At 61.4% G+C, this 19,531-nt stretch carries 24 protein-coding genes, 1 tRNA gene and 1 pseudogene; 20 read left to right on the forward strand and 6 right to left on the reverse strand.

All coding sequences use genetic code 11. The features are described from left to right. Positions 1-10: 10 nt before the first annotated feature. From AC07P1_RS06820 to AC07P1_RS06855, 8 genes are all read left to right on the forward strand, one after another. Positions 11-844, forward strand: coding sequence for an ABC transporter ATP-binding protein (locus AC07P1_RS06820; protein ID WP_494695072.1), 834 nt, complete (start codon positions 11-13; stop codon positions 842-844). Positions 845-846: 2 nt separating this feature from the next. Further along, positions 847-1,743 (forward strand): branched-chain amino acid ABC transporter permease, encoded by an 897-nt coding sequence (locus tag AC07P1_RS06825; RefSeq protein WP_494695371.1) that lies wholly within the window; start codon positions 847-849, stop codon positions 1,741-1,743. 11 nt (positions 1,744-1,754) lie between these two features. Beyond that, entirely contained in the window at positions 1,755-2,813 is a 1,059-nt protein-coding gene (locus tag AC07P1_RS06830; protein ID WP_494695073.1) for a branched-chain amino acid ABC transporter permease, read from the forward strand. Positions 2,814-2,851: 38 nt separating this feature from the next. Continuing rightward, positions 2,852-4,162 carry an ABC transporter substrate-binding protein gene (locus tag AC07P1_RS06835; protein WP_494695074.1) on the forward strand — a complete coding sequence of 437 codons (1,311 nt, stop codon included), beginning with the start codon at positions 2,852-2,854 and terminating at the stop codon, positions 4,160-4,162. Continuing rightward, the gene (locus AC07P1_RS06840; protein WP_315221231.1) at positions 4,159-4,962 is read left to right on the forward strand and encodes an ABC transporter ATP-binding protein; all 804 of its coding nucleotides are present in this window, start codon (positions 4,159-4,161) and stop codon (positions 4,960-4,962) included. Before AC07P1_RS06835 ends, AC07P1_RS06840 begins: the two co-directional genes overlap by 4 nt. Positions 4,963-4,974: 12 nt before the next feature. Then, positions 4,975-5,328: an MmcQ/YjbR family DNA-binding protein gene (locus AC07P1_RS06845; RefSeq protein WP_494695075.1), complete on the forward strand. Its 354-nt coding sequence runs from the start codon at positions 4,975-4,977 to the stop codon at positions 5,326-5,328. Next, the gene (locus tag AC07P1_RS06850; RefSeq protein ID WP_494695076.1) at positions 5,325-6,581 is read left to right on the forward strand and encodes a phenylacetate--CoA ligase family protein; all 1,257 of its coding nucleotides are present in this window, start codon (positions 5,325-5,327) and stop codon (positions 6,579-6,581) included. Before AC07P1_RS06845 ends, AC07P1_RS06850 begins: the two co-directional genes overlap by 4 nt. 102 nt (positions 6,582-6,683) lie before the next feature. Further along, positions 6,684-7,256, forward strand: coding sequence for a hypoxanthine-guanine phosphoribosyltransferase (locus AC07P1_RS06855; protein WP_494695077.1), 573 nt, complete (start codon positions 6,684-6,686; stop codon positions 7,254-7,256). Between the two features lie 6 nt (positions 7,257-7,262). On the opposite strand, the gene AC07P1_RS06860 is transcribed toward AC07P1_RS06855, so the two are convergent. After that, positions 7,263-8,468, reverse strand: a complete 1,206-nt coding sequence (locus AC07P1_RS06860) for a tetratricopeptide repeat protein (RefSeq protein WP_494695078.1) — start codon at positions 8,466-8,468, stop codon at positions 7,263-7,265. A gap of 208 nt (positions 8,469-8,676) precedes the next feature. Here AC07P1_RS06860 and AC07P1_RS06865 point away from each other — a divergent pair, with 208 nt between their 5' ends. The 6 genes and pseudogenes from AC07P1_RS06865 to AC07P1_RS06890 all read left to right on the forward strand — a co-directional run bounded on the left by AC07P1_RS06865 (position 8,677) and on the right by AC07P1_RS06890 (position 11,458). Then, positions 8,677-9,336, forward strand: coding sequence for a hypothetical protein (locus AC07P1_RS06865; protein WP_494695079.1), 660 nt, complete (start codon positions 8,677-8,679; stop codon positions 9,334-9,336). A 66-nt stretch (positions 9,337-9,402) separates the two neighbouring features. Continuing rightward, the gene (locus AC07P1_RS06870; protein WP_494695080.1) at positions 9,403-9,888 is read left to right on the forward strand and encodes a hypothetical protein; all 486 of its coding nucleotides are present in this window, start codon (positions 9,403-9,405) and stop codon (positions 9,886-9,888) included. A 9-nt stretch (positions 9,889-9,897) separates the two neighbouring features. Next, the gene (locus tag AC07P1_RS06875; RefSeq protein ID WP_494695081.1) at positions 9,898-10,242 is read left to right on the forward strand and encodes a hypothetical protein; all 345 of its coding nucleotides are present in this window, start codon (positions 9,898-9,900) and stop codon (positions 10,240-10,242) included. Positions 10,243-10,382: 140 nt separating this feature from the next. Further along, positions 10,383-10,586 (forward strand): annotated as a pseudogene (locus AC07P1_RS06880) (hypoxanthine-guanine phosphoribosyltransferase); the annotation flags it as partial. 167 nt (positions 10,587-10,753) lie between these two features. Beyond that, the gene (locus AC07P1_RS06885) at positions 10,754-11,308 is read left to right on the forward strand and encodes a hypothetical protein (RefSeq protein ID WP_494695082.1); all 555 of its coding nucleotides are present in this window, start codon (positions 10,754-10,756) and stop codon (positions 11,306-11,308) included. 12 nt (positions 11,309-11,320) lie between these two features. After that, entirely contained in the window at positions 11,321-11,458 is a 138-nt protein-coding gene (locus tag AC07P1_RS06890; protein WP_494695083.1) for a PEP-CTERM sorting domain-containing protein, read from the forward strand. Between the two features lie 98 nt (positions 11,459-11,556). On the opposite strand, the gene AC07P1_RS06895 is transcribed toward AC07P1_RS06890, so the two are convergent. The 3 genes from AC07P1_RS06895 to AC07P1_RS06905 all read right to left on the reverse strand — a co-directional run bounded on the left by AC07P1_RS06895 (position 11,557) and on the right by AC07P1_RS06905 (position 13,832). Then, the gene (locus tag AC07P1_RS06895) at positions 11,557-12,510 is read right to left on the reverse strand and encodes an NAD(P)H-dependent flavin oxidoreductase (RefSeq protein ID WP_494695084.1); all 954 of its coding nucleotides are present in this window, start codon (positions 12,508-12,510) and stop codon (positions 11,557-11,559) included. A gap of 174 nt (positions 12,511-12,684) precedes the next feature. Beyond that, positions 12,685-13,593, reverse strand: a complete 909-nt coding sequence (locus tag AC07P1_RS06900) for an MBL fold metallo-hydrolase (RefSeq protein WP_494695085.1) — start codon at positions 13,591-13,593, stop codon at positions 12,685-12,687. Then, the gene (locus tag AC07P1_RS06905) at positions 13,590-13,832 is read right to left on the reverse strand and encodes a DUF1289 domain-containing protein (protein ID WP_494695086.1); all 243 of its coding nucleotides are present in this window, start codon (positions 13,830-13,832) and stop codon (positions 13,590-13,592) included. The genes AC07P1_RS06900 and AC07P1_RS06905 overlap by 4 nt, the downstream gene beginning before the upstream one ends. An 86-nt stretch (positions 13,833-13,918) precedes the next feature. Here AC07P1_RS06905 and AC07P1_RS06910 point away from each other — a divergent pair, with 86 nt between their 5' ends. Together AC07P1_RS06910 and AC07P1_RS06915 are read left to right on the forward strand one after the other, a co-directional pair. Continuing rightward, a complete protein-coding gene (locus AC07P1_RS06910; protein WP_209721480.1) occupies positions 13,919-14,332 on the forward strand; it encodes a CopG family transcriptional regulator in 414 nt (137 codons plus the stop codon). A 9-nt stretch (positions 14,333-14,341) separates the two neighbouring features. Further along, positions 14,342-15,691 (forward strand): extracellular catalytic domain type 1 short-chain-length polyhydroxyalkanoate depolymerase, encoded by a 1,350-nt coding sequence (locus AC07P1_RS06915; protein WP_494695087.1) that lies wholly within the window; start codon positions 14,342-14,344, stop codon positions 15,689-15,691. Positions 15,692-15,793: 102 nt separating this feature from the next. Here the strand turns inward: AC07P1_RS06915 and AC07P1_RS06920 are convergent, their stop codons facing one another. Further along, positions 15,794-16,000, reverse strand: coding sequence for a cysteine-rich CWC family protein (locus AC07P1_RS06920; protein ID WP_494695088.1), 207 nt, complete (start codon positions 15,998-16,000; stop codon positions 15,794-15,796). 174 nt (positions 16,001-16,174) lie between these two features. On the opposite strand from AC07P1_RS06920, the gene argB reads away from it, so the two are divergent. Then, the gene (gene argB, locus AC07P1_RS06925; protein WP_090324085.1) at positions 16,175-17,068 is read left to right on the forward strand and encodes an acetylglutamate kinase; all 894 of its coding nucleotides are present in this window, start codon (positions 16,175-16,177) and stop codon (positions 17,066-17,068) included. A gap of 54 nt (positions 17,069-17,122) precedes the next feature. Next, a tRNA-Thr gene (locus AC07P1_RS06930) sits at positions 17,123-17,197 on the forward strand. 52 nt (positions 17,198-17,249) lie between these two features. On the opposite strand, the gene AC07P1_RS06935 is transcribed toward AC07P1_RS06930, so the two are convergent. After that, entirely contained in the window at positions 17,250-18,167 is a 918-nt protein-coding gene (locus AC07P1_RS06935; RefSeq protein WP_494695089.1) for a TraB/GumN family protein, read from the reverse strand. Between AC07P1_RS06935 and AC07P1_RS06940 the strand changes: the two genes are divergently transcribed. Together AC07P1_RS06940 and slmA are read left to right on the forward strand one after the other, a co-directional pair. Next, positions 18,166-18,918, forward strand: a complete 753-nt coding sequence (locus tag AC07P1_RS06940; RefSeq protein ID WP_494695090.1) for an HAD-IA family hydrolase — start codon at positions 18,166-18,168, stop codon at positions 18,916-18,918. The genes AC07P1_RS06935 and AC07P1_RS06940 overlap by 2 nt on opposite strands. 35 nt (positions 18,919-18,953) lie before the next feature. After that, on the forward strand, positions 18,954-19,529 hold the full coding sequence (gene slmA / locus AC07P1_RS06945; protein ID WP_363502545.1) for a nucleoid occlusion factor SlmA: 576 nt from the start codon (positions 18,954-18,956) through the stop codon (positions 19,527-19,529). The last annotated feature ends 2 nt before the right edge of the window (positions 19,530-19,531 follow it).

The following is a 19,531-nucleotide window of genomic DNA, read 5'->3' on the forward strand; positions in this document are numbered from 1 at the left end:
GAGAGCGACCATGCAGATGAACGAACCTGACGCCCACTTCGGCGCCGACATTGGTGGCGGGCGCCGCGTCATCGGCGACGTGATCCTCGACCTGAAAAACATCTCGCTGTCGTTCGGCGGCGTGAAGGCGCTGACCGATATCTCCTTCGACGTGAGGAAGCACGAGATCCGCGCCATCATCGGCCCCAATGGCGCCGGCAAAAGCTCGATGCTGAATGTGATCAACGGCGTCTATCGCCCGCAGCAGGGGGAGATCGTTTTTCGCGGCCAGCACCACAAGAACATGGATTGCCACACCGCCGCCAAGGCGGGCATCGCGCGCACCTTCCAGAATATCGCGCTGTTCAAGGGGATGACGGTCCTCGACAACATCATGACCGGTCGTAACCTGAAGATGAAGTCCAACTTCCTGATGCAGGCGCTGTACTGGGGGCCGGCGCGGCGCGAGGAGATCGCGCACCGCGTCAAGGCGGAGGAGATCATCGATTTCCTGGAGATCCAGGCAATCCGCAAAACACCGGTTGGACGCCTGCCATACGGCCTGCAAAAGCGTGTGGAACTGGGCCGGGCGCTGGCCGCCGAGCCGGAGATCCTGCTGCTGGACGAGCCGATGGCCGGCATGAATGTCGAAGAAAAGCAGGACATGTGCCGCTTCATCCTCGACGTCAACGACCAATTCGGCACCACCATCGTCTTGATCGAGCACGATATGGGTGTGGTGATGGATATCTCGGACCGCGTGGTGGTCCTGGACTACGGCCGCAAAATCGGCGACGGCACGCCGGACGAGGTTCGCCGAAACCAGGACGTCATTAACGCCTACCTCGGAGTGGCGCACGAATGAACATCAACTTCTTCTTCGAGGTGCTGATCGGCGGCCTGCTATCCGGCGTCATGTACGCGCTGGTGGCGATCGGCTTTGTGCTGATCTACAAGGCCTCCGGCGTCTTCAATTTCGCGCAGGGTGCGATGGTGTTTTTCGCCGCGCTGACCTGCGTCGGCATCATGGACAAATTCGGCGTGTCGCTATGGGTGGCGATACCGCTGACGATCGTGGTGATGATACTGCTGGGTATAGCGATTGAGCGGGTGGTCCTGCGGCCGCTGGTCAACCAGCCCGAGATCACGCTGTTCATGGCCACCATCGGCCTGGCCTTCTTCATCGAGGGGCTGGCGCAGCTGATGTGGGGCAACCAGGTGCACAAGCTGGAACTGCCGATCGAGGACGTGCCGTCGGAGTACCTGATGGAGAACTTCAACCTGCTGGTGTCGCAGTTCGACATCATGGCGGCGGCGGTGTGCGGCATTCTGGTCACCACCCTGGCGCTGCTGTTCTCCAAAACCAAGGTGGGCCGCGCGCTGCGCGCCGTCGCCGACGATCACCAGGCCGCGCTGGCGGTGGGCATCCCGCTGCAGCGCATCTGGGCGGTGCTGTGGGCGGTGGCGGGCGTGGTCGCGCTGGTGGCCGGCCTGCTGTGGGGCGCCCGCAATGGCGTGCAGTTCGCGCTGACCTTCGTGGCGCTGAAGGCGCTGCCGGTGCTGATCCTCGGCGGCTTCACGTCGATGCCGGGCGCGATCGTCGGCGGCCTGATTATCGGCGCGTCGGAAAAACTCGCCGAGGTGTATATCGGCCCGCTGGTCGGCGGCGGCATCGAAGGCTGGTTCCCGTACGTGCTGGCGCTGATGTTCCTGCTGGTGCGGCCGGAAGGCCTGTTCGGCGAAAAAATCATCCGCAGAATTTAAGAGGCCCCTAAATGCTCTACCGCGAAGCAGGACAATTCAAGACAAGTTATCAGGCCGACAACCAAATCTTCCCGATTTTGCAGGACCGCATGGCGATGCTCGCGCTGCTGGTCGTCGCCATCGTGGTGGTGCCACTGGCGGCATCGCCATACGCCTTGTCGGCGATCCTGATTCCTTTCTTGATCTTCTCGCTCGCCGCGCTGGGACTCAACATCCTGACCGGCTACGCGGGCCAGCTCTCGCTCGGCACCGCCGCCTTCATGGCGGTGGGCGCCTTCGCCTCGTACAACTTCGTTGCCCGCATTCCGGGTATTCCGGTGCTGGTGGCGTTCGTGCTCGGGGGCTTGAGCGCGGCGGCGGTCGGCATCGCGTTCGGCCTGCCGTCGCTGCGGATACGCGGCTTCTACCTGGCCGCGTCGACCCTGGCCACGCAGTTCTTCGTGATCTGGTGCCTGACCAAGATCCCCTACCTGACCAACTACAGCGCCTCCGGCGTCATCACCGCGCAAAAAATCGTCATCCTCGGCTACCAGTTCGATACGCCAGACCGCAAGTACCTGCTGGTGCTCGGCGTGGTGGCGGTGATGGCACTGCTGGCCAAGAACATGGTGCGCTCCAACGTCGGCCGCTCCTGGATGGCGGTGCGCGACATGGACGTGGCGGCGGAGGTGATCGGTTTCCGGCTGATGCGCACCAAGCTGCTGGCGTTCGCCGTCAGCTCCTTCTACTGCGGCGTGGCCGGCGCGCTGTACGCCTTCGCCTATCTGGGCACCGTTGAACCGGAGGCCTACAACCTCGATCTGTCGTTCCGCATCCTGTTCATGATCATCATCGGCGGCGTCGGCTCGATACTGGGCTCCTTCCTTGGCGCCGCCTTCATCGTACTGCTTCCGGTGCTGCTCAATATTCTGGCGCACAGCCTGGCGCTGCCCAACAGCGTGGCGTCCAACCTGGAATTGATGGTGTTCGGCGCCTTGATCATATTTTTCCTGATCGTCGAGCCGCACGGCCTGGCACGTTTGTGGCAAATCGGTAAAGAGAAACTGCGTCTGTGGCCATTCCCGCACTGAACTCAGTCAACCAGCGTAGTACCCAAGAGGAGACAACAATGAAAATCATGGCATCGTTTGTACTTGGAGCCGCACTTGTCGCAACCATCGCGCCCGCGCTGGCGCAGCAGGCCGCCGGACAGTACGTCGCCCTGCCCTCGTACCGCGTCGGCCCTTACGCGGCGGGCGGTTCCGGCTTTTACGGCGGCATCATCGACTATTTCAACCTGGTCAACCTGTCGGGCGGCGTCAATGGCGTCAAGATCGCCTGGGAGGAATGCGAGACCGAATACAACCCGTCGCGCGGCGTCGAATGCTACGAGCGGCTGAAAACCAAGAACGGCGGCGCCACACTGGTCGAACCGCTGTCGACCGGCGTCGCCTACGGCGTTCTCGATCGCCTGCCGACCGATAAAATCCCGATGACGATGATCGGCTACGGCCGCTCCGACGCCGCCAACGGCAAGGTCTTCCCCTACGTCTTCCCCCTGATCACCAGCTACTGGAACCAGGCGGCCGGCATGATCAAGTACCTCGGTGACAAAAACGGCGGCATGGACAAACTCAAAGGCAAAAAGATCGTCCACCTGTACCACGACTCGGCCTTCGGCAAGGAGCCCTTGCCGGTGCTGGAGGCGCTGTCCAAACAATACGGCTTTGAACTGATCAAAATTCCCGTCACGCCGCCGGGCAGCGAACAGCAATCGCAATGGCTGCAGATCCGCCAGGCCAAGCCCGATCACGTGATCCTGTGGGGCTGGGGTTCGATGAACGCGGTGGCGATCAAGACCGCGCAGCGCAACGGCTTCCCGCGCGAGAAAATGCTCGGCGTCTGGTGGGCGGGCTCGGAGGAAGACACCGTGCCGGCCGGCGACGCCGCCAAGGGCTACAGCGCGATGACGTTCAACACCCCCGGCAACTACCCGGTGATGGACGACATCAGGAAAAAACTCTACGAGGCCGGCAAGGGCAATCTGGCGGACCGCAACCGCATCGGCTCCGTGTACCACATGCGCGGCGTCAGCGCGGCCATCCTGTGGGTGGAGGCGATGCGCACCGCGCAGGAGAAGTTCGGCAAGGGAAAAGCCGTCACCGGCGAGCAAATGCGCTGGGGCCTGGAGAACCTCAACGTCGACGAAGCGCGCCAGAAAGCCATCGGCGCACTCGGCATGCTACCGGTGGTGAAGACCAGCTGCGACGATCACGAGGGCTCCGGCGCGGTGAAGGTCCAGCAATGGGACGGCAAAAAATGGAACGCCATCACACCCAACTGGGTGGTGGGCGATAAGGCGCTGACCCGCAAGCTGTTGGACGAAAGCTCCGCAGCCTACGCGGCCGAGAAAAAAATCACCCCGGCCTGCGCAAAATGACGCCCTACCTCTCCGTCAACAACGTGGAAGTGATCTACGACCATGTGATCCTGGTGCTGAAAGGCGTGTCGCTACAGGTCCCGCAAGGGAAGATCGTCGCGCTGCTGGGGGCCAACGGCGCCGGCAAGTCCACCACCTTGAAGACCATCTCCACCTTGTTGCGCGGAGAGCGCGGCGACGTCACCAAGGGCGACGTGCAGTTCAAGGGCGAACGCATCGACCAGCTCACTCCCAATGAACTGGTCAAGCGCGGCCTGTCGCAAGTGATGGAGGGCCGCCACTGCTTTGGCCACTTGACCATCGAGGAAAACCTGCTGACCGGCGCCTATACGCGCAGCCTGTCGCGCGCGGAGCTCAAGGAATCGCTGGACAAGGTGTACCACTACTTCCCGCGATTGAAGGAGCGCCGCACCAGCCAGGCCGGCTACACCTCGGGCGGCGAGCAGCAGATGTGCGCGATCGGCCGGGCGCTGATGGCCAAGCCGTCGATGATTTTGCTGGACGAGCCATCGATGGGCATCGCGCCGCAAATCGTCGACGAGATTTTCGGCATCGTGAAGGACTTGAACGGCAAGGAGAACGTGTCCTTCCTGCTGGCCGAGCAAAACACCAACATCGCGCTGCGCTACGCCGATTTCGGCTACATCCTGGAAAACGGCCGCGTCGTGATGGAAGGCGCGGCAGCCGACCTGGCCAGCAACGAGGACGTCAAGGAGTTCTACCTCGGCGTATCCGGCGCCGGCCGCAAGAGCTTCCGCGACATGAAATTTTACCGCCGCCGAAAACGCTGGCTGGCCTGAGGAACCTCGCGCATGAATATCAATAAAGCCAAGGCCCTTTGCCGCTCCCTGCCCGGCGCCACCGAGGACGTCAAATGGGAAACCAACCTGGTGTTCTCGGTCGGCGACAAGATGTTCGCCGTCACCGAGACCGACGACAAAGCCAAAGGCATCAGCTTCAAGGTTGACGACGACCGCTTCCTGGAATTAACGGACCGCCCCGGCATCATCCCCGCGCCGTACCTGGCGCGCGCCAAATGGGTCTATATCGAAGACCTGAAAACCATCAACGACGCCGAGGCGGCCGAGCTGCTGAAACGCTCGTACGAACTGGTGTTCGCCAAACTGACCAAAAAACTGCAGCGCGAAATCGGAGGACAGCAATGATCACGGATACCCTGGACAGCCTGGAAGTACGCCCGCCCGAACAACGCGAGCGCGAACTGATGGCGCGCCTGCCGCAACTGGTGGCGCGCGCGAAGGCTGCCGCCGGCTGGTCGCGCATCCTGCGGGACGTGAACGCGGCCGACATCACCAGCCGCGCCGCGCTGGCGACTTTGCCGGTGACGCGCAAATCCGAGCTGCACGCGCTGCAAAAGATGCAGCCTCCGTTCGGAGGCCTGAATACGACGCCGGTGGGACAATTGGCGCGCCTGTACATGTCGCCCGGCCCGATCTTCGACCCGGAAGGCAAGGGCCAGGACTGGTGGCGCTTCGGCCGTCCCATGTACGCGGCCGGCGTGCGTCCCGGCAGCCTGCTGCAAAACTGCTTCTCCTATCATTTCACGCCGGCGGCTTTCATGGTCGAAGGCGGCGCCGCGCGCATCGGCTGCACCGTCATCCCGGCCGGCAGCGGCCAGACCGAGATGCAGGTGCAGGCGATCAGCGAACTGCGGCCGGACACCTATGTCGGCACGCCGTCCTTCCTGAAGATCATCATCGAGAAGGCGCAGGAGATGGGCGCCGACATCAGCAGCATGACCAAAGCGCTGATGGGCGCCGAGGCGCTGCCCGAATCGCTGCGCGAGTGGTTCGCCAGCAACGGCGTGCCGCATGTGCTGCAGACCTACGCCTCCGCCGATATCGGCAGCATCGCCTTCGAAACGCGCAGCGGCGACGTGCGCCATCCCGGCATGGTGCTCGATGAAGACGTGATCCTGGAAATCGTCCGTCCCGGCAGCGGCGAGCCGGTGGCGGACGGCGAAATTGGCGAGGTGGTGGTCACCGTTTTCAATCCCGACTATCCGCTGATCCGCTTCGCCACCGGCGACCTGTCGGCGGTTTTGACCGGCGTTCCCGATTCGCCGTGCGGCCGCACCAACACCCGCATCAAGGGCTGGATGGGCCGCGCCGACCAGACCACCAAGGTGCGCGCGATGTTCGTTCATCCATCGCAGGTGCATGAGGTGACGCGCCGCCATCCGGAAATCGTCAAGGCGCGGCTGGTGATCTCCGGCCGGATGGCGCAGGACGTGATGACCTTGCACTGCGAGGTGGCCGATCCCGGCGCCATCAGCGACGCGGCCATCGTCGAATCGATCCGCGAGCTCACCAAACTGCGCGGCGAGGTGCGTTTCGCCGCCATCGGCAGCCTGCCCGGCGACGGCAAAGTGATCGACGACGTACGGGATTACACGTAGCACCGCGGCAAATCCTGTGGCGGGATAGCAACGGTGAGCGGCGGGCGGGGATATGGCGGATAATAGCGTTCTTCCACATGTTTTTAAAAGCCGAAGAAGACCATGCAAGACTTCCACCACAACCGCGCCCGCGCCCTGCTGGAGAACGCGGAAGAGCTGTTCAATAAAGAGACCGTCGACAGCGCCGTCACCGCGATGGCCGACACCCTCAACGCCCGTTTCAACCAAGCCGACAGCGAGGAGTTCCCGCTGGTGCTGGGCGTGATGGGCGGCGCGGTGGTCTTCACCGGGAACCTGCTGCCGCAGCTGACGTTCCCGCTCGAATTCGACTACATCCACGTCAGCCGCTACGGCGATGACGACCAGGGCGGACAAGTGGTGTGGAAAGTGGTGCCGCGTTCGAACGTGGCCGGCCGCGTCGTCATCGTGTTGGACGATATCCTCGACGAAGGCGAAACCTTGGCGCACGTCAAACAGCGCCTGCTGGACATGGGCGCGGCCGAAGTGGTGTTGGCCGTCTTCGCCGACAAGGCGATCGGCAAGCCCAAGCCGGTCAAAGCGGACATCGTCGGCATCACGATCCCGAACCGCTTCGTGGTCGGATTCGGCATGGACGCATACGGGTACTGGCGCAATCTGCCGGGCCTGTGGGCGATCCAGACCGAGAACCAATAACCGAATCTACGGCTGCAACCCCCAGGTATCGACGAATTTACGGATACCGTTCGGATGCGCCGTCTTCCACGCCTCGAATTCGGGGCGGTAGGATTCCTTGTACCGCAATATCAACAACCCCGCCTCCAGCTGATCGGCCTTGGCCAGCATCTGCATCGCGACCAAACCGGGATCGGTAAGCGCGCCGCCACCGTTGGCCGCCAGCTCGTCGGCCACTTTCATCGCCCCCTTCCATACCGCCAGCTCCATCGCGAACGGCGTGGTGGTGGTCTTGTCCTGAAGGTCTTTCGAGCGGATGTTCGCTTCGCTCACGCCCACCATCAGCCACACCGCGCCATCGGGCTTCTTCTGCTCCGCCGGATCGCTGAACGCCGGGTCCAGCCTGACCGTCCCTTTGCCGGTGGCCGGATCAAGCGTGGCGCTGGCCTTGCGCACCAAACCCAAAGGCTTCAGCGGCGTACCTGCCGCCTCCCGCAAGCGCGCCAGTTTGCCCCAGCTGGGCATCTGGCTCGGTTGCGCGGCGATCCCGTTCAGCAGCGCTTCCTCGGCTCCGGCGCGCTTACCTTGCGCCGCCAACGCGTCCGACAGGAAGCGCCAGCCCTGGCCATTGAGCGGTTCGATCGTCACTCCCTTGCGGAACATCTCCTCCGCCTCCGGCCATTTTTTCTGCGCGTAGTAGCAATCGCCGGCGTAGATCCACGGGGCCGAATATAGCGGATCGGCCTTCGCCGCGAGCATATATTTTTCGCGGGCCTCGTCGAATTTTCCGGCGACGAAAAGCTGCTCGCCTTCAGACGAAAGCTTGACCGATTCAGGCGTCGGCACGTGCAGCGGCGCTGGCTTTTCCTCCGCCAGCAACCGCAACACCTCCTGCGCGATGGGGTCTCGCGGATCGAGCTTCAACGCTTGCTGCGCGAGGCCCTCGGCCTGCGCGCGCATGTTCGCTTTTTTATCGGCATCGGCGACGCGCGACAACGTGTAAAGAAGACTGGAGAGTCTCGACAGCGGTTGCGAGGACGCGGGATCGGCCTTGCCGGCCGCTTGATAGCTGCGCACCGCATCCATGTACTTCCCCTGGGTCAGGGACTTATCGCCCTCCTGCGTCAGCGCATTGGCGGCGTCGTTGATCGGCACTTGCGCCGACACGTTGGCCGCGCAGCATAGCAGCGCCAGCGACAAGGGGATGGATTGACACAGTGCGCGCAACTTCATCGTTCGAACCTAATATTTTTTGCCAAGGTTAATTTAATTATAATTGCTTTCGATGGTCGATGCTGTCAGCATCGATGGATGCCCGTTCCAGCGATTTTTGCCTCAAATCAAACACCTGGTGCCACGATATTCAGTTCGAGCGCCCAGCCGTCGAACCGTAAAGCAGTTTTAACAGCTGACACCTATCGCAACTTTGGATTGCTACGACATGAATGAACTGCTGAATGCCGATTCCCGCGCCCTGCATGCTCCCTTCTCGACAGTTTTGGCGACGCAGACCGCTGACGAAGCGTTTCGTTGGATTACCGCCGTCCTCGCCGCTCAGAGCAACAATCTCCGCTCGTCCAATTCGCATCTGGTCGCCTACACCGGAAGCGACTCGGGGTTCAACTGGTATGAAACCAACGTCGGCTCGCCGGTGACAGATCATTGGGGGAGTGGGGCAGCGCTGCTAGGTGTTCCGTGGCCGCGTCTGGCGACCTGGCTGAAAGCCGGCGGACCGCAAACCCTGATGGCGTTGGATGTGCTCATTGCTTACCGTAAGCCCGCGCCGAACATGTCACCTTTGGCCCGAATCGCCGCGCCAGTGCTGCCGGAGGCGCCTGATAGGGCCCAATTTGAGCGAACTCTCTTGGACGTACTGGAGAAAAACGGCACGCCGCGAATAAAGAGCGCTGTGCAAACGGTGATGGATTATGTCGAAGAAATACTTCGCGGTGACAATCGGGGCGTAGCCGTGGGCGACCTTCCTCTTCTGTTCTTGAATCCCGAAAAATTTGAAAATGCCGCACCGATTCTGGAACAACATAATTCGGCAATCAGTGCAATGAGAGCATCATTTACAGCCTTGATAGATAAAAGCCGATGACAGGGCTAAGAGCGTGCGCGACATGACGACGGCGCGACAGTCTGACCGAGTGACTCGCGAAAATTTATGAAAAAAAACCTTTCCCTATCGCTGTCTTTAGCCATCCTTGGTTCGACCGCGCTTCTCCAGGGTGCTCGCGCGCACGCATGCAAGCTTGCGCTCGAGGCGCATGATTTGTCTGCGTACCTATCTTCCGACCGTCCGAATAAAATTGTTTTTCAAGGAGAGGTTGAGAGGGCGACTATGGACGCCGAGACCAAAGAAGGCGGAAAGGTTCAGATCATTCGCTTCAAGCCGAGTCGATGGTGGCTCGGTCAGGCACGTGAAAAAGTGAATGCGCGCGGTGTGACGGGAAGTGTGCCCGGCACATCTTGCGCAGGAATGTTCGATTTCACGGTAAAAACCCGCGAGATTTGGCTGATCGCCGGATACGAAGAAAACGGCGTTATCTATCCATCACCACATTTAAGTCGCATTCTTCCGAAGGGACGGTTGCCAGCCGACGCACAAAAGGTGCTCCAGGCTGCGCGCAATGGGGTCAAATCAAAGTGAGGTGCACCAGTGGAGCTCAGCCCGTACGAACTGCAAGCCATACGAACAATTTCCCTCGATACTCCTTATCAGGACATCCTTCTGGCACAATTAGTGAAAGCCCGCTGTGATGCACGCGAATACACAGGCGTGGGCCTGTACACAAAAATTCTAGTGGATGCGACGGCACCAAAACTGAGTATCGACTTGTGGAAAATTGAAGACCTTCCAAAAGGATACGCTGAGCACCCAGATCTCGCCGCTGGGGTTTCGATCATCTTGTGGCTGACAGACGGATATATGACCGGTCTTGAATCTTATACTCATGAAGGCGACTGGCCAAAAAACGAGTCACTCTTCCGAATATCTACCTAGCCCCCCGTTAAGGGCAGCTAAACCCGAGGGTCAGGTCCGACATTCGGACATCAGGGAACTTTTAAGCGGTGAAAAAATTCCCCATTTTTCCCATTTGTCCGAATGTCGGACCTGACCTAATGCCGCTAATGCCGCAGGAGCACTTCAAACAGCGCCTGCTGGACATGGGCGCCGCCGACGTGGTGCTGGCCGTCTTCGCCGAGAAGGCGATCGGCAAGCCCAAGCCGGTGAAGGTGGACATCGTCGGCATCACGATCCCGAACCGCTTTGTGGTCGGATTCGGCATGGACGCATACGGTTACTGGCGCAATCTGCCGTGCCTGGGGGCGATACAGACCGAGAACCAGTCACTACGGCTGCAATCCCCACGTATCGACGAATTTGCGAATGCCATTCGGATGCGCCATGGTTGTGATCTTATAGCAACGTTAATTGCTAAAAACAAGTTGTAAATTTATAACTATCCTTAGAATAGTGCTATCTTCGGTTTTTAACTTGAAAATGGCGTTATATGAAATTATTCCGAGTATTTATAGGTGCCGCCGCGATATTCGCTTCGGTTCACGCGGATGCAGCTCAGCACACCTATGCTGTCAAAGGTTATCAAGGGCCAGAATGGGCTTCACCGATCAGCTCGGAATTACTTAGCCTCTATCAGGTAGGAACCAACTTCAGTGGAACTTTCACGTTGGACGACTCGGCTCCGCCCTTCAGATATCCAGAAATACGCGAATATCGCACTGGTTTTAGTGGTGCAATCAATGTCGGTGGCAACGAGATCAAGTTCGCCGACAGCCTGGTCTACACTTTCCTCCCGTCCAATAGTCCGCCCTGGCTCACCATGTTGGGCGGAAATGCATGGGGTACCGGCGGCACGATTAGTGAGTCGCAGTCCGTTAGCGGCCTTCATTTGGACGGCCTGCAGATTTCATTCGGTCTCGATCCTTCTCTTCAGCTTTCCAACGATGCGCCGCTAGCTACTTGGGTGGCAGCGGCGAATCCACAATACGGTTCTCTTTATCTGGACTACGTCGACGCAAACGGTCAATCGTTTGGGGGTTGGTGACAAATCACTGAAATGACGCAAATATCTCCGGTACCAGAACCGGATTCGGTTGCGATGCTCACGATGGGAATTGCAGTATTACTGGCTGCGGCATCGCGCCGAGGCCGTCAAAACGAAACGAATACTGCCCGCCTTAAAGTGCTTTTGTAGACGGCCGATCTGCTGGTTGGAGCTTTCGGATGGCCGGACTAGCGAAAGTGAGCGACGGGGGCCACACCGTCGCTCACTCTAGATAGAAGCCGTTACCTTTACAGCGCCAGGCGCGCGCGGGCCGCGTCGTATTCGGCCTTCAGACGCGCGACCATCTCGGCGGTGGTCGGCACGTCGTCCATCAGGCCCACGCCCTGGCCGGCGCCCCAAATGTCGCGCCAGGCCTTGGCGCTGCCGGAGCCGAAGTTCATCGAGCTCTTGTCGGCCTGCGGCAGCGCGTCCGGATCGAGGCCGGCGTTGATGATGGATTTCTTCAGGTAGTTGCCATGCACGCCGGTGAACAGGCTCGAATACACGATGTCGGCGGCCGACGATTCGACGATGGCGTCGCGGTACTCATCGCTGACGTTCGATTCCTTGGTCGCCAGCCAGCGCGAGCCAATATAGGCGAAGTCCGCGCCCATCGCCTGCGCGGCCAGGATGGCGTCGCCGGTGGCGATGGCGCCGGACAGCGCGATCGGGCCGTTGAAGAATTTGCGCACCTCGCCCACCAGCGCGAACGGCGACAACGTGCCGGCATGGCCACCGGCGCCGCTGGCGACCAGGATCAGGCCATCGACGCCCGCTTCCAGCGCTTTTTCGGCGTGGCGGATCGAGACGATGTCGTGCATGACGATGCCGCCGTAGCTGTGGATCGCGTCCAGCATCTCTTTCGGCGGCGCGCGCAGCGACGAGATGATGATCGGGATCTGGTGCTTGACGCAGACTTCCACGTCGTGGGCGAGGCGGTCGTTCGATTGGTGCACGATCTGGTTGACGGCGATCGGGCCGACGCGTTTGTCCGGATTGGCTATCTGGTAATCGGCCAGTTCGTTTTGCAGGTCGGTCAGCCAGACGTCGAGCGTTTCCGCCGGGCGGGCGTTCAGCGCCGGGAAGGAGCCGACGATGCCCGCCTTGCACTGCGCCGCCACCAGCGCGGGGCCGCTGGCGATGAACATCGGGGAGGCGATTACGGGAAGTGAAAGATTTTGTAACGCTGCAGGCAGGGCCATGGCGAACTCGCTGACGTAAGTTGATCGGGGTGTGACTGTCTCAGACGATTATAAGCTGAAAATAGTACGATCGTGCCAAAAATAGGTGGAGTGCTCTAGAAGTTGGCGAAGGCCGGTGGCGGCTTGGTGGCGGATTACGCGCTTTGCGCTAATCCGCCAGGTTCCGCCCTCGGCTCACGTATTAAGTAAGTACTCACCTTCGACGCGCGCCGCTAAACTGCGCACCAGCTGTCGAACCGCCCACGTGGCCAGCGCCTCCGGCGTCTCCTTCAAAAAACGCGCGTTGGCTGTCTCGAACACCGGCATCGCCAGCAGCAACGCCGGCACATCGCTCAACGCGATCCGCTGCCGCTCCAAAAGCAAAAACTTCAGCAGCACCTTGATCGCGTTCTGCGCGTTGCGCACCGGGTCCGCCTCCAGATAAGCCAGCCGCGACCTGGCCCGCGCCAGCGCGCCCGCCACGTCGCTGAACGGCCGTCCGTGCCCCGGAATCACCAGGCGCACATCCAACGCCGCGATCACGTCGAGCGTGGCCCGCTCCTCGGCGAAACCGGATTCGCCATCGAGTTCCGGGAAGATCACGCCGAAGCCGTTCTCCCACAACGCGTCGGCCGACACCAGCACGCGCTCCGCCGGACAGTAAAAAATCAGCGAGTGCGGATCGTGCCCCGGCGCGCCCAGCGCCTGCCACTCCATGCCGCCCAACGCCAGCACCTCGCCCGGGGCGATGGTGGCGTCGAAGGTGAATCGCTCGCAGCGCTGGCCGGTGGCCTTGAAACTGAGCGCGTCGACGTCCCAGTCCCGCACCTTGTCCGCCTCGGCGACCGGAATCGCGACGCGGCTGCCGTAATGCGCCTGCAGCGTGGCGTTGCCGCCGCAATGGTCGGAGTGAAGATGGGTATTGAGCACCAGGTCGAGATGCCGGCCTTGCAGCGCGTGCCGCACCAGTTCCAGCGTTTGGGGCGCGTGGGTCAGATAGCCGGTGTCGATCAGGGCCGCGTCGTCGCGTCCCAACAACAGCACGTTGTTCGAGGACAGCCAGCCCCGCTCGAATACCTGGATCGAGGCCGGCAGCGCGTTCATTGCTGGAAATCGTCGTCGAAATTCACCGCCAGTTCGCGCCGGCGGATCTCCGCCCAGACGCCGCGCTTGTAGTCGTCGTCCGCCTTGGACCAGTTGACGATTTCCTCGATGGTGCGCAGGCATCCCATGCAATAACGCCGGTCGGCGTCCATCTTGCACAGGCTGACGCAGGGTGATGGGACGGGGGTGGCGAGCTCGGGGACCGCGCCCGGGGCTGCTAAGTTAGTTGGATCACTCATGACCACATTATGACCCGAATGCGCTTGACTTGGGGAACGCGAAGCCTATACTACCATCCATGTAGATGGTAACTGGATGGAGACGTATGGCTAAGCAAGAACTAAAACTGAAGACCGCCGAGTCGGAAAAGATCACGATCAACCTCGGTCCCATCGACCTGGGGCAGATCGATTTGCTGGTGCAGGAGGGGTTTTATTCCAACCGCACCGATCTGATCCGGACGGCGATCCGCAATCAGTTAAACGAGCACGCCGACGTGGTGAAGCAAACGGTGGCGCGCAAAAGCCTGGTGCTCGGAATGCAACATTACACCCGCTCGGATCTCGAGGCGGTGCAGGCGGCCGGCCAGCGGCTGCAGATACAGGTACTTGGTTTGGCCAGTATCGCCAGCGACGTGTCGGTCGAATTGGCGCTGGCGACCATCGATTCGATTTTTGTACTAGGTTCGCTACACGCCAGCGCGGTGATCAAAACCGCATTAGCCCAACGAATCCACTAAAGGACAGCTATGAAATTACCGTTTATGTCGAGCGTGCGCAGTGCCGCACAAAAGCTCATTAACAAGGGCGCCACGGCCGCCGTGCAAAAAGCCATGGAAAGCATGATCGAACTGCAGCAAAAGCAGCAGCAACAACGCGCCGCCGGACCGCAGCCGGCATCGCCATCGGCGGCCCAACCGTCATCGCCACCGCATATGCGCGACATTAACCCGCCGCCCGAATATGTGGCGCCGCGTTCCGCGCCCCAATCGACCGCCGACAGCGCGCGTGTTCACGCCGAGTCGACGGCGAAACCGGCCGCCAATCAGGCCAGTCACACCGCCAAAGCGGCCGCCGAACCGCAGCAGCAGGCCACGCCGGCCAGCGCGCCCAATCCGGCCACCAATCCGACCGAATACGCGCAAGACATGCTGAACCGGATGGGCATCAAGATCGATCTGCAGTCCATCGATCTGCAGTCCAACTTCGGCATGGACATGGGTTCGATCATGAATCCCACCAAGGCCGCGCCGCTGCCGGAAGGTGCGAAGTTCATCAGCGGCAGCTATGCCAACCACGCCGGCAGCCGCAATTACAAGTTGTATGTGCCGTCGACCTACACCGGCCAGGCCATGCCGTTGCTGGTGATGCTGCACGGCTGTACGCAAAACCCCGACGATTTCGCCGCCGGCACGCAGATGAACCAGGTGGCAGAGGAGATGGGCTGCTTCGTCGCCTATCCGGAGCAGACGGCCGGCGCCAACCACTCGAAGTGCTGGAACTGGTTCAACGCCATCGACCAGCAACACGGCCAGGGCGAGCCATCCATCATCGCCGGCATCGCACAGCAGATCATCGACGAGTATCCCGTCAACGAGCGCCAGGTGTATGTGGCCGGGCTGTCGGCCGGTGGCGCGATGGCGGTCATCGTCGGCACCTTGTATCCGGAGCTGTTCGCGGCGGTCGGCGTGCATTCGGGCCTGCCGTTCGCCTCGGCGCAGGATTTGCCGTCGGCGCTAAGCGCCATGAAGCGCGGCGCCAGCAGCGCGCACAAGGCCGGCAATGGTTCGCAGCCGATCATCGTGTTCCACGGCGACAGCGACACCACGGTCAACCCGCGCAACGGCGAGCAGGTCATCGCGCAACGCCTGCATAGCCACAAGGGCGCGCCATCGATCCAGTCGGGCAGCGTGCCGAATGGCTATCGCTACACGCAGACCACGCACACCAAGGCCGACGGCACGCCGCTGGGCGAGCATTGGGTGGTGCACGGGGCGGGCCACGCGTGGTCGGGCGGCAGCGCGCACGGCACGTACACCGATGCCAAGGGGCCGGACGCCAGCCGCGAGATGCTGCGGTTTTTCCGGACGGTGAGCTAGGCCTCGGCCCGCGATCACGTCTAGAGACACGTAGGGCGGATTAGCGCAGCGTAATCCGCCATGAGTCGCCGACGGCGCATGCATGGCGGATTACGGCTTCGCCTAATCCGCCCTACGTGGTTCCGGGGTCCGGTTCAGGTCTACATGCTGCTTGAGGCACGCCGGACACCAGCAGCTGGCGCCCGGCGCCGACGGCACCGGCAGCGCCGCCGGCAAATATGTGCACCAGCAGGGCTGCGCCGCCGTCGCGGGGTCGGCGTCCACCATGGCGCACGAGAATTCGGCGCCGCAACGCGAGCAGGTACTCATAGGGCGGCAAGTTGGCTGGTCATGCGGTCCAGCGTATCGGATGATCTCGGAAAATACAACCGGATAGCCCTATAATGCGTAACTGATCGCAGCGATCGCAGCCACAGGCTGTAAAATTGCACAAAATTTTTAACCGGACTCGCCATGACCCAACTGACTAACCTTAACTTAGGCATGAATGACGACTTGACCGCGGTGTCGCCGCAGATCAAGGCGCAGATTCTGGCCGAGGCCCTTCCCTACATCCGTAATTTCCATGGCAAGACCATTGTCATCAAATACGGCGGCAATGCGATGACCGACGAGCGCCTGAAGCACGGCTTCGCCCGCGATGTCATTTTGCTCAAACTGGTGGGCATGAATCCGGTCGTGGTGCACGGCGGCGGTCCGCAAATCGACAACGCGCTGAAAAAAATCGGCAAGCAGGGCACCTTCGTGCAGGGCATGCGCATCACCGACGAAGAGACCATGGAAGTGGTGGAGTGGGTGCTCGGCGGCGAAGTCCAGCAGGACATCGTGATGCTGATTAATCACTACGGCGGCCAGGCCGTGGGCCTGACCGGCAAGGACGGTGGCCTGATCCGCGCCAAGAAGATGGCGATGCCGGACAAGGAAAATCCAGGCCAGTTCCTCGACATCGGCTTCGTCGGCGAGATCGACGCGATCAACCCGGCCGTCGTCAAGGCGCTGCAGGACGACGCCTTCATCCCGATCATTTCGCCGATCGGCTTCGGCCAGGATGGCCAGGCGTACAACATCAACGCCGACGTCGTCGCCGGTAAGATCGCGGAAATCCTGAAAGCCGAAAAGCTGATCATGATGACCAACATCGCCGGCGTTCAGGACAAACAAGGCAATCTGGTGACCGACCTGTCGGCGCGCGAGATCGACGAGATGTTCGCCGACGGGACGATTTCGGGCGGTATGCTGCCTAAAATATCATCAGCGCTGGACGCCGCGAAGTCCGGCGTCAATACGGTTCACATCATCGACGGGCGAATTGAACACTCTTTATTGCTCGAAGTGTTGACCGAACAGGCATTTGGAACTATGATCCGGTCTCACTGAAAAAACGGCGATGCACTTTTAGCCGCGTTTTTGAGTGCATCGTCATACCAGTACGCCCTTTTAGCTCAGTGGTAGAGCACTCCCTTGGTAAGGGAGAGGCCACGTGTTCAATCCACGTAAAGGGCACCACTTCCCTGCTTTCCCCCCTCCCGCAGCACCTTCCCCGCTTGTCCTTAACTATTTAATAAATCCGCTCCACCGTCATGCCGCGTTGGCGCAGCAGTTCCGGCACGCTTCCCTTGCCGATCAAATGCAGCACGCCGATCGCCGCGACGCTGTTGTTTTCACGCGCCATCAGCTTGGCCATGCTGTCGGCCAGCGCCGGATTGCGGCCGTCCAGCAGCACCTTCTGCACGAAGCGGCCGGAGAAGGTGTCGTCGCGCTCCGCCTGGGCGGCCAGCGCGTCGAGCGCCTTGATGTCGGCGTTGCGCCAGGCCTCGGCGATCTCGCGCGCCTGCTTGGCTTGCTCCTTGTCCTCGATGCCGGCGATGGTCTCCTGCAGGAACAGCAGCTGCTCGGCCGGCGACAGACTGCCGAACAGGCCCATTTGGCCCTCCGGCGATTCCAGTTCGATGACTTTCTGGCCACGGTCGTGCGCCTGTTTGGCCAGGTGGGCGTCGACCGCCTGCGCGGCGTCGTAGCCCTGGCTGGCGAATTCGCTCACCGTCAGCACGCTGGCGAGCAACCATGGCTTCATCGCCGCCACGGTCTGCGGTTCGATCTTGTACTGCTTGAGCAGAACGTCGAGCCGGTGCCGCCATTCCGGCGACAACGCCGGCGCGGCCGCGCCGGGTCCCACCAGGCCATACTTCTGCACCGCCCGCGCCAGTTTTTGCGGATCGCCCAACGGATCGATTTCCAGCGCCAGCACGGACGCCTGCTTCAACACGCCGGCCACGCGCGGCTCGAGCGGATAGAAATCCTTCGAGCCGACATGGATGGTGCCGAACAGGTATAGCGCATGTTCGCCGCTGCGCACCTTGAACAGCGCGCCACGGTTGGGCGCCCGCTCCTGGCCCGCCGCCTGGTCCGCCGCCCAGGTGGGGCCGAGGGCAAAGCAGAACAAACTGCAGAACATCACTATAATCTGGCGTCGCATGGCTTCCTTTGTAGATTGGTCTCCCGTGAATATTACTCGTAACTCACCCGTGTGGTTGTTCGATCTCGACAATACACTGCACAACGCCTCCCACGCCATCTTCCCGGCGATCATGGCGAACATGAACGTCTATATCGCCCGCGTGCTGGGCGACGGCGTCACGCCGGCCGGCGAGGATGTCGTCAACGCCGCGCGCACCAAGTACTGGCGCAGGTACGGCGCGACGATACTGGGACTGGTCAAGCACCATGGCGTAATACCTGCCCACTTCCTGCACGAGACCCACGCGATCGCCGAGCTGACCGAGATGATCCGCGCCGAGCGCGGATTGCGCCAGCTGATGCGCCGCCTGCCCGGACGCAAAATCCTGCTCACCAACGCGCCGCACCGCTATTCGACGCAGGTGCTGCGCCATCTGGGCCTGCACCGTGAATTCGGCCAGCACGTCTCGGTCGAATCGATGACGGTGCACAGGCAGATGCGCCCCAAGCCGTCCAAGCTGATGCTGCGCAACCTGATGCGCCGCCACCGCCTGACGCCGGAGCGCTGCATCCTGGTCGAGGACACGCTGGCCAATCTGCGCAGCGCCCACGCGCTCGGCATGCGCACCGCGTGGATCACCCAGTATCTGACCATCGGCGACACCGCCGGCCTGGCGCATCCCCAAAAAAGGCTAATTCGCCCCGCTTATGTCGATGTCAAAGTAAAATCTGTCAGGAATCTGCCGGCACGCCTGCATCATCTGCGCTGATTCCCCTCTTTTTCGACACCTATCCGCGAGATCACATGGCAAGCACACCGCCGGGCCAGCGCCGCCTTGAAATCCTCCGAGCGCTGGCGGAGATGCTGGAACAGCCCAAGGGCGACAAGATCACCACGGCCGCGCTGGCGCGCAAGCTCGAGTTTTCCGAGGCCGCGCTGTACCGGCATTTCGCCAGCAAGGCGCAGATGTTCGAGGGGCTGATCGAATTCATCGAGTCCACCGTTTTCGGCCTGATCAACCAGATTGCCGAACGCCAGGCCGACGGCCTGACGCAGGCGCGCGACATCGTCGGCATGCTGCTGCAATTCGCCAGCCAGAATCCGGGCATGACGCGGGTGCTGATCGGCGAGGCGCTGGTCAACGAGGACGAACGCCTGCAACTGCGCATGAACCAGTTCTACGACCGCATCGACCTGGCGCTCAAACAGGCGTTGCGACAGTCGGTGGCGGAGGGGCAGGCGCACGAGAACGAAGTGCAGGCGCGCGCAGGCATGCTGACCAGTTTTGTCATCGGCCGCTGGCACCGTTATGCCAAGAGTGGCTTCAAGAACAACCCGTCGCAGGACGCCCCGCTGCAAATCGCGCTGCTGTTATCGTAAAT

Source organism: Duganella sp. GW821-FHT07F09, assembly GCF_059418705.1.

What these genes read in the sequence shown, in the direction of transcription:
- AC07P1_RS06910 (WP_209721480.1), top strand. Translation starts at nt 13,919, where the DNA reads ATGGCTAAGCAAGAACTAAAACTGAAGACCGCCGAGTCGGAAAAGATC.
- AC07P1_RS06845 (WP_494695075.1), top strand. Translation starts at nt 4,975, where the DNA reads ATGAATATCAATAAAGCCAAGGCCCTTTGCCGCTCCCTGCCCGGCGCC.
- AC07P1_RS06890 (WP_494695083.1), top strand. Translation starts at nt 11,321, where the DNA reads ATGACGCAAATATCTCCGGTACCAGAACCGGATTCGGTTGCGATGCTC.
- AC07P1_RS06835 (WP_494695074.1), top strand. Translation starts at nt 2,852, where the DNA reads ATGAAAATCATGGCATCGTTTGTACTTGGAGCCGCACTTGTCGCAACC.
- AC07P1_RS06860 (WP_494695078.1), bottom strand. Translation starts at nt 8,468, where the DNA reads ATGAAGTTGCGCGCACTGTGTCAATCCATCCCCTTGTCGCTGGCGCTG.
- AC07P1_RS06885 (WP_494695082.1), top strand. Translation starts at nt 10,754, where the DNA reads ATGAAATTATTCCGAGTATTTATAGGTGCCGCCGCGATATTCGCTTCG.
- AC07P1_RS06855 (WP_494695077.1), top strand. Translation starts at nt 6,684, where the DNA reads ATGCAAGACTTCCACCACAACCGCGCCCGCGCCCTGCTGGAGAACGCG.
- AC07P1_RS06870 (WP_494695080.1), top strand. Translation starts at nt 9,403, where the DNA reads ATGAAAAAAAACCTTTCCCTATCGCTGTCTTTAGCCATCCTTGGTTCG.
- AC07P1_RS06900 (WP_494695085.1), bottom strand. Translation starts at nt 13,593, where the DNA reads ATGAACGCGCTGCCGGCCTCGATCCAGGTATTCGAGCGGGGCTGGCTG.
- AC07P1_RS06820 (WP_494695072.1), top strand. Translation starts at nt 11, where the DNA reads ATGCAGATGAACGAACCTGACGCCCACTTCGGCGCCGACATTGGTGGC.
- AC07P1_RS06915 (WP_494695087.1), top strand. Translation starts at nt 14,342, where the DNA reads ATGAAATTACCGTTTATGTCGAGCGTGCGCAGTGCCGCACAAAAGCTC.
- argB (WP_090324085.1), top strand. Translation starts at nt 16,175, where the DNA reads ATGAATGACGACTTGACCGCGGTGTCGCCGCAGATCAAGGCGCAGATT.
- AC07P1_RS06840 (WP_315221231.1), top strand. Translation starts at nt 4,159, where the DNA reads ATGACGCCCTACCTCTCCGTCAACAACGTGGAAGTGATCTACGACCAT.
- AC07P1_RS06935 (WP_494695089.1), bottom strand. Translation starts at nt 18,167, where the DNA reads ATGCGACGCCAGATTATAGTGATGTTCTGCAGTTTGTTCTGCTTTGCC.
- AC07P1_RS06940 (WP_494695090.1), top strand. Translation starts at nt 18,166, where the DNA reads ATGGCTTCCTTTGTAGATTGGTCTCCCGTGAATATTACTCGTAACTCA.
- AC07P1_RS06830 (WP_494695073.1), top strand. Translation starts at nt 1,755, where the DNA reads ATGCTCTACCGCGAAGCAGGACAATTCAAGACAAGTTATCAGGCCGAC.
- AC07P1_RS06905 (WP_494695086.1), bottom strand. Translation starts at nt 13,832, where the DNA reads ATGAGTGATCCAACTAACTTAGCAGCCCCGGGCGCGGTCCCCGAGCTC.
- AC07P1_RS06920 (WP_494695088.1), bottom strand. Translation starts at nt 16,000, where the DNA reads ATGAGTACCTGCTCGCGTTGCGGCGCCGAATTCTCGTGCGCCATGGTG.
- slmA (WP_363502545.1), top strand. Translation starts at nt 18,954, where the DNA reads ATGGCAAGCACACCGCCGGGCCAGCGCCGCCTTGAAATCCTCCGAGCG.
- AC07P1_RS06865 (WP_494695079.1), top strand. Translation starts at nt 8,677, where the DNA reads ATGAATGAACTGCTGAATGCCGATTCCCGCGCCCTGCATGCTCCCTTC.
- AC07P1_RS06895 (WP_494695084.1), bottom strand. Translation starts at nt 12,510, where the DNA reads ATGGCCCTGCCTGCAGCGTTACAAAATCTTTCACTTCCCGTAATCGCC.
- AC07P1_RS06850 (WP_494695076.1), top strand. Translation starts at nt 5,325, where the DNA reads ATGATCACGGATACCCTGGACAGCCTGGAAGTACGCCCGCCCGAACAA.